This window comes from Cupriavidus basilensis (assembly GCF_029335485.1).
Taxonomy (GTDB): Bacteria; Pseudomonadota; Gammaproteobacteria; order Burkholderiales; family Burkholderiaceae; genus Cupriavidus; species Cupriavidus basilensis_E.
The window spans coordinates 1-6008 of sequence record NZ_JARJLM010000582.1; the positions used below are offsets into that span (position 1 = coordinate 1).

A 6008-nucleotide genomic window follows, 5' to 3' on the forward strand; every position below is an offset into this window, starting at 1 on the left:
GGTGCGGCCGCCTTCCGCGAGGTACTCGTCCTGGTTCAATACTTCCAGAAGATCTTCTGCAGTTCCTTGGTGTCGCTGGTCTTGGTCAGCGCCAGTGCCATCAGGATGCGGGCCTTCTGCGGCAGCTGGTCGTCGGTCACCAGCCAGTCGTACTTGTCGTCCGGCTGCTCGGCATTGCGGACCACCACGCCGCTGCCGGTGCGCGAAGCGCGCACGATCTGCACGCCCTTGGCGCGCGCGGCCTTGAGCGGTTCGACCATGTAGTCGCCCACGCTGCCGTTGCCGGTGGCGGCATAGACGATGGCCTTGGCGCCGTTCTTTACCGCCGCTTCCACGCTGGCCGGGTTGACGTTGCCATAGGCGTACACCACGGCAACTTCAGGCAGCTTGTCGATCTTGTCGATGTCCCATTCGGTCTGCATGGTGTGCGGACGCGCGGGCAGGCGGAAGTACAGCGTGCGGCCTTCCACCACGTAGCCCAGCGGGCCGAACGGCGAACGGAAGGTCTCGGTCTTGAAGGTGTTGCTCTTGGTGACGTCGCGGCCGGTCTGGATCTCGTCGTTCAGCACCACCAGCGTGCCCTTGCCCTTGGACTCGGGGCTGGAGGCTACCAGCACGGCGTCGTAGAGGTTGAGCGCGCCATCCGCGCCCAGCGCGGTGCCCGGGCGCATCGAACCCACCACCACCACCGGCTTGTCGCTCTTCAGCGTCAGGTTGAGGAAGTAGGCGGTTTCCTCGATGGTGTCGGTGCCGTGGGTGATCACGATGCCGTCCACGTTGGGCTGCTTGAGCAGTTCGGAGACGCGCTTGCCGAGTTTGAGCAGGCGTTCGTTGTTGAAGCTCTCCGAGCCGATCTGGAAGATCTGCTCGCCCTTGACGTTGGCGATCTTCGAAATCTCGGGCACCGAGGCGATGATCTTGTCCACCGGCACCACGGCCGACTGGTAGGCCGCGGTGTTGGTGGCGGCAGCGCCGGCGCCGGCAATGGTGCCACCGGTGCCGATGATGACGATATTGGCCTTGCGGGCTTCGCTGGGGGCGCTGGCCTGGGCCGGCGCGGCGGCGCTCGGCGCCAGTTGGGCATGGGCGGCGCCGGTGGTCAGGCTGGCGGCGAGCAGCAGGGCACTCAGGGTGGTGAGACGGGCAAAACGCTTCATGATTCTCCTCGTACAGGCACGACTGGGCAGCACCTTTTGGGTGTCTGCGTCGTCTATCGGGTCTACGCAATCCGCCGTACAGGTGCTATCTTACAGGTGCCAGTCCGGCGGACCGAGCACTATACGAGAGGGCGGGCAAATGTGTCGACAATTGAGCACATGGGGTTTTCCCGAGGGTGGGCTGCGCGACAAGGTGGTCAAACTATGCCAGCCCTGGAGAAAATGCCTGCCATGACAAACACGATCTTTCGCCTCGCGCGGCACGATGACCTGGATGCCTTGCTGCGGCTTTACCGGGAACTCCGGCCCGGCGATCCGGACTTCGACGGTTCCCCGGCAGCGCTGGCGCTAGCGCAGGTGCTGGGGAGCGAGGCGGTGCGCCTGGTGGTGGCGGAGTGCGAAAACCAGCTTGTTGCCACCTGCATGCTGGCCGTCATTCCGAGCCTGCCCTTGCAGGGCCGTCCCATCGGCCTGCTCGAGCATGTGGTGACCGCCGCGGCCTGGCGTGGGCGCGGCATCGGCCTGGCCATGCTGCGCCATGTGCTGGCGCTGGCGTGGCAGGCGGGTTGCTGCAAGGCGATGCTGCTGTCCGGTGCGCAGCGCGACGATGCGCACCGGCTCTATCTGGCCGCCGGTTTCGATGGCGACCGCGAGCGGGGTTTCGTGGTCAAGGCGCCTGCCGCAGCCTGAACGAAAACGGCCCGGCAGGAGCCGGGCCGTGCCAATGCGGTCAGCCACGTGGCAGCCTCAAGGGCTGGCAGATGACGCGTCGCCAGAACACATAGGATCAAATGGAACTACACGCAGGCCGGAGGCAGGTTCCCACCTTTGTGCACGCATTGGTCAGAACGCGTCGCCGGGCACCCGCACCCAGCCTTCCATCAGCACGCGGGCGCTGCGGCTCATGATGGCCTTGGTCACGGTCCATTCGCCGTTGACCTGGCTGGCCTCCGCGCCCACCCGCAAGGTGCCCGAGGGATGGCCGAAGCGTACCGCGGTGCGCGCACCGCCGCCGGCCGCCAGATTCACCAGCGTGCCGGTGATCGCCGCGGCGGTACCGATGGCCACGGCAGCCGTGCCCATCATGGCGTGATGCAGTTTGCCCATGGACAAGGCGCGCACGAGCAGGTCGACGTCGCCGGCGGCAACCTGCTTGCCGCTGGACGCAATGTAGTCGGCCGGCCTGGCGACAAAGGCGACCTTCGGCGTATGTTGCCGGGTGGCGGCTTCATCGACGTGTTTGATCAGGCCCATGCGCACCGCGCCATGGGCGCGAATGGTCTCGAACATCGCCAGCGCCTTGGGATCGCCGTTGATGGCGTCCTGCAGCTCGGTGCCCTTATAGCCGATGGCTTCCGCGTTCAGGAAGATGGTCGGGATGCCGGCATTGATCAGGGTGGCCTTCAGCGTGCCGACACCCGGAACTTCCAGGTCGTCGACCAGGTTGCCGGTGGGGAACATGGCGCCGCCGGCGCCGTCTTCCTCGGCCGCCGGGTCCAAGAATTCCAGCTGCACTTCGGCGGCGGGGAAGGTCACGCCATCGAGCTCGAAATCACCGGTCTCCTGCACCGCGCCATTGGTGATGGGCACGTGGCCGATGATGGTCTTGCCGATATTGGCCTGCCAGATGCGCACGGTGGCCACGCCGTTGTGCGGGATGCGGCTGGCGTCGACCAGCCCGGCACTGATGGCGAAGGGCCCCACGGCAGCGGAAAGATTGCCGCAGTTGCCGCTCCAGTCGACAAACGGCTGGTCGATGGATACCTGGCCGAACAGGTAGTCGACGTCATGGCCGGGCTTGCTGCTCTTGGACAGGATGACCGTCTTGCTGGTGCTCGAAGTCGCGGCGCCCATGCCGTCGATCTGCTTGCCGTAGGGGTCCGGGCTGCCGATCACGCGCATCAGCAGCGCATCGCGGGCCGGGCCCGGAACCTGCGCGGCTTCGGGCAGATCCTGCAGGCGGAAGAACACGCCTTTGCTGGTGCCGCCACGGATATAGGTGGCGGGAATCTTGATCTGGGGTACGTGGGCCATGGAAATATTGTCCTGGTGAAAGCGGGCGGTACGTCACCGTACCGCCCGAACACGATGCACGATACGCCTGTACGTGCTTACGCGGCGGCCTTCGACGATTCGAGGAAGTCCTGCGCGAAACGCTGCAGCACGCCGCCGGCTTCGTAGATCGACACTTCTTCCGCGGTATCGAGGCGGCAGGTCATGGGGACTTCCACACGCTCGCCGTTCTTGCGATGGATCACCAGGGTGAGGTCGGCCCTGGGCTTGCGCTCGCCGACCACATCGTAGGTCTCGGTGCCGTCGATGCCTAGCGTGGCGCGGTTCACGCCAGGCTTGAACTCCAGCGGCAACACGCCCATGCCGACCAGGTTGGTGCGGTGGATGCGCTCGAAGCCTTCGGCGGCAATCGCTTCCACGCCGGCCAGGCGCACGCCCTTGGCGGCCCAGTCGCGCGAGGAACCCTGGCCGTAGTCGGCGCCCGCGACGATGATCAGCGGCTGCTTGCGGTCCATATAGGTCTCGATCGCTTCCCACATGCGCACGACCTGGCCTTCCGGCTCGATGCGGGCCAGCGAGCCTTTCTTGACCTTCCCGTCGATCACCGCCATCTCGTTGAGGAGCGTCGGGTTGGCAAAGGTCGCGCGCTGCGCGGTGAGGTGATCGCCGCGGTGCGTGGCGTAGGAGTTGAAGTCCTCCTCCGGCAGGCCCATCTTCGCCAGGTACTCGCCCGCGGCGCTGTCCGGCAGGATGGCGTTCGACGGCGACAGGTGGTCGGTCGTGATGTTGTCGCCCAGCACGGCCAGCGGGCGCAGGCCCTGGAGCGTGCGCTCGCCGGCCAGCGCGCCTTCCCAGTAGGGCGGGCGGCGGATGTAGGTACTCTGCGCACGCCAGTCGTACAGCGGGCTGATCTGTTCGCCGTTGTCGACGGTGAAGCGGAACATCGGCTCGTAGACCTTGCGGAACTGCTCGGGCTTCACGCTCTGGGCCACGATCGCGTCGATCTCCTCGTCGCTCGGCCAGATGTCCTTGAGCCGGACCGGCTTGCCGTCCTGGTCCGTGCCCAGCACGTCGCGCTCGATGTCGAAACGGATGGTGCCGGCAATGGCGTACGCGACCACCAGCGGCGGCGAGGCGAGGAAGGCCTGCTTGGCGTAGGGGTGGATGCGGCCGTCGAAGTTGCGGTTACCCGAGAGCACGGCCGTCGCATACAGGTCGCGCTCGATGATCTCCTTCTGGATCGCCGGATCCAGCGCGCCCGACATGCCGTTGCAGGTCGTGCAGGCGAAGGCGACGATGCCAAAGCCGAGCTGTTCCAGCTCCGGCAGCAGCTTGGCATCTTCCAGGTACAGTTGCACGGCCTTGGAGCCCGGCGCCAGCGAGCTCTTCACCCACGGCTTGCGCGTCAGGCCGCGCGCGTTGGCATTGCGTGCCAGCAGGGCTGCGGCGATCACGTTGCGCGGGTTGCTGGTGTTGGTGCAGCTGGTGATCGCGGCGATGATCACGGCGCCGTCCGGCATCTGCCCGGGGACTTCCTCCCACTTGCCGGCGATGCCGCGTTCGGCCAGCTCGGATGTCGGCAGCCGCTTGTGCGGGTTGGACGGGCCCGCCATGTTGCGGCCCACCGACGACAGGTCGAACTGCAGCATGCGCCCGTATTCGGCGTGCTTCAGCGTATCGGCCCACAGGCCGGCCTCCTTGGCATATGTTTCCACCAGCCTGACCTGGGCGTCGTCGCGGCCGGTGAGACGCAGGTAATCGATGGTCTGTTCGTCGATGAAGAACATCGCCGCGGTGGCGCCATATTCGGGCGCCATATTGGAGATGGTCGCGCGGTCGCCGAGCGTCAGGCTCGAGGCGCCCTCGCCGCGGAACTCGAGATAGGCGCCGACCACCTTTTCCTTGCGCAGGAACTCGGTCAGCGCCAGCACGATGTCGGTGGCGGTGATGCCGGGCTGGCGCTTGCCGGAGAGCTCCACGCCCACGATGTCGGGCAGCCGCATCCACGAGGCGCGTCCGAGCATCACGTTCTCGGCCTCCAGTCCGCCCACGCCGATCGCGATCACGCCCAGGGCGTCGACGTGCGGCGTGTGGCTGTCGGTGCCGACCAGCGTGTCCGGGTAGGCCACGCCGTCCACCGCGTGGATCACCGGAGACATCCGCTCCAGGTTGATCTGGTGCATGATCCCGTTGCCTGGCGGGATCACCTCGACGTTCTTGAACGCTTTCTTGGTCCAGTTGATGAAGTCGAAGCGGTCTTCGTTGCGCCGGTCTTCGATGGCGCGGTTCTTGGCGAACGCGTCGGGATCGAAGCCGCCGCACTCCACGGCCAGCGAGTGATCGACGATCAGTTGCACCGGCACGACCGGATTGACCTTGGCCGGATCGCCGCCCTGGGCGGTGATCGCATCGCGCAGCCCGGCGAGGTCGACCAGCGCGGTCTGGCCAAGGATGTCATGGCAGACCACGCGTGCCGGGAACCAGGGGAAATCCAGCTCCTGCTTGCGTTCGATGATCTGCTTGAGGGAATCGGTCAGTGTTGCTGGGTCGCAGCGGCGCACGAGGTTCTCGGCCAGCACGCGCGAGGTGTACGGGAGCTTGTCATAGGCGCCCGGCCGGATCGCCTCGACCGCGGCGCGCGTGTCGAAGAAATCCAGCTGGGTGCCGGGCAGCGGTTTGCGGTTTGCAGTGTTCATTTTGTAGGGAAGAAAGAGAGTGACGATCAGGGGGTAGCGGCCGTGCTCCGCGGCCGGCTACCCCCTCTCCCACGGGCGGTACAGGGGAGCAAACCGGCAGCCGGGCGGATTACTTGCGATCCTTGATCGGCACGAACTTCAG

4 protein-coding genes are annotated in these 6008 nt (G+C 66.3%); 1 reads left to right on the plus strand and 3 read right to left on the minus strand.

Features of this window, described 5'->3' with window-relative positions; all coding sequences use genetic code 11:
* Positions 1 to 35: 35 nt before the first annotated feature.
* The gene (locus tag P3W85_RS36465) at positions 36 to 1157 is read right to left on the minus strand and encodes an asparaginase (protein WP_276268350.1); all 1122 of its coding nucleotides are present in this window, start codon (positions 1155 to 1157) and stop codon (positions 36 to 38) included.
* Between the two features lie 231 nt (positions 1158 to 1388).
* Here P3W85_RS36465 and P3W85_RS36470 point away from each other — a divergent pair, with 231 nt between their 5' ends.
* Positions 1389 to 1847, plus strand: coding sequence for a GNAT family N-acetyltransferase (locus tag P3W85_RS36470; protein WP_276268351.1), 459 nt, complete (start codon positions 1389 to 1391; stop codon positions 1845 to 1847).
* Positions 1848 to 2000: 153 nt separating this feature from the next.
* On the opposite strand, the gene prpF is transcribed toward P3W85_RS36470, so the two are convergent.
* Together prpF and acnD are read right to left on the minus strand one after the other, a co-directional pair.
* The gene (gene prpF / locus P3W85_RS36475) at positions 2001 to 3191 is read right to left on the minus strand and encodes a 2-methylaconitate cis-trans isomerase PrpF (protein WP_276268352.1); all 1191 of its coding nucleotides are present in this window, start codon (positions 3189 to 3191) and stop codon (positions 2001 to 2003) included.
* 77 nt (positions 3192 to 3268) lie between these two features.
* On the minus strand, positions 3269 to 5866 hold the full coding sequence (gene acnD, locus P3W85_RS36480) for a Fe/S-dependent 2-methylisocitrate dehydratase AcnD (RefSeq protein ID WP_276268353.1): 2598 nt from the start codon (positions 5864 to 5866) through the stop codon (positions 3269 to 3271).
* Positions 5867 to 6008: the final 142 nt, after the last annotated feature.

What these genes read in the sequence shown, in the direction of transcription:
- P3W85_RS36465 (WP_276268350.1), bottom strand. Translation starts at nt 1,157, where the DNA reads ATGAAGCGTTTTGCCCGTCTCACCACCCTGAGTGCCCTGCTGCTCGCC.
- P3W85_RS36470 (WP_276268351.1), top strand. Translation starts at nt 1,389, where the DNA reads ATGACAAACACGATCTTTCGCCTCGCGCGGCACGATGACCTGGATGCC.
- prpF (WP_276268352.1), bottom strand. Translation starts at nt 3,191, where the DNA reads ATGGCCCACGTACCCCAGATCAAGATTCCCGCCACCTATATCCGTGGC.
- acnD (WP_276268353.1), bottom strand. Translation starts at nt 5,866, where the DNA reads ATGAACACTGCAAACCGCAAACCGCTGCCCGGCACCCAGCTGGATTTC.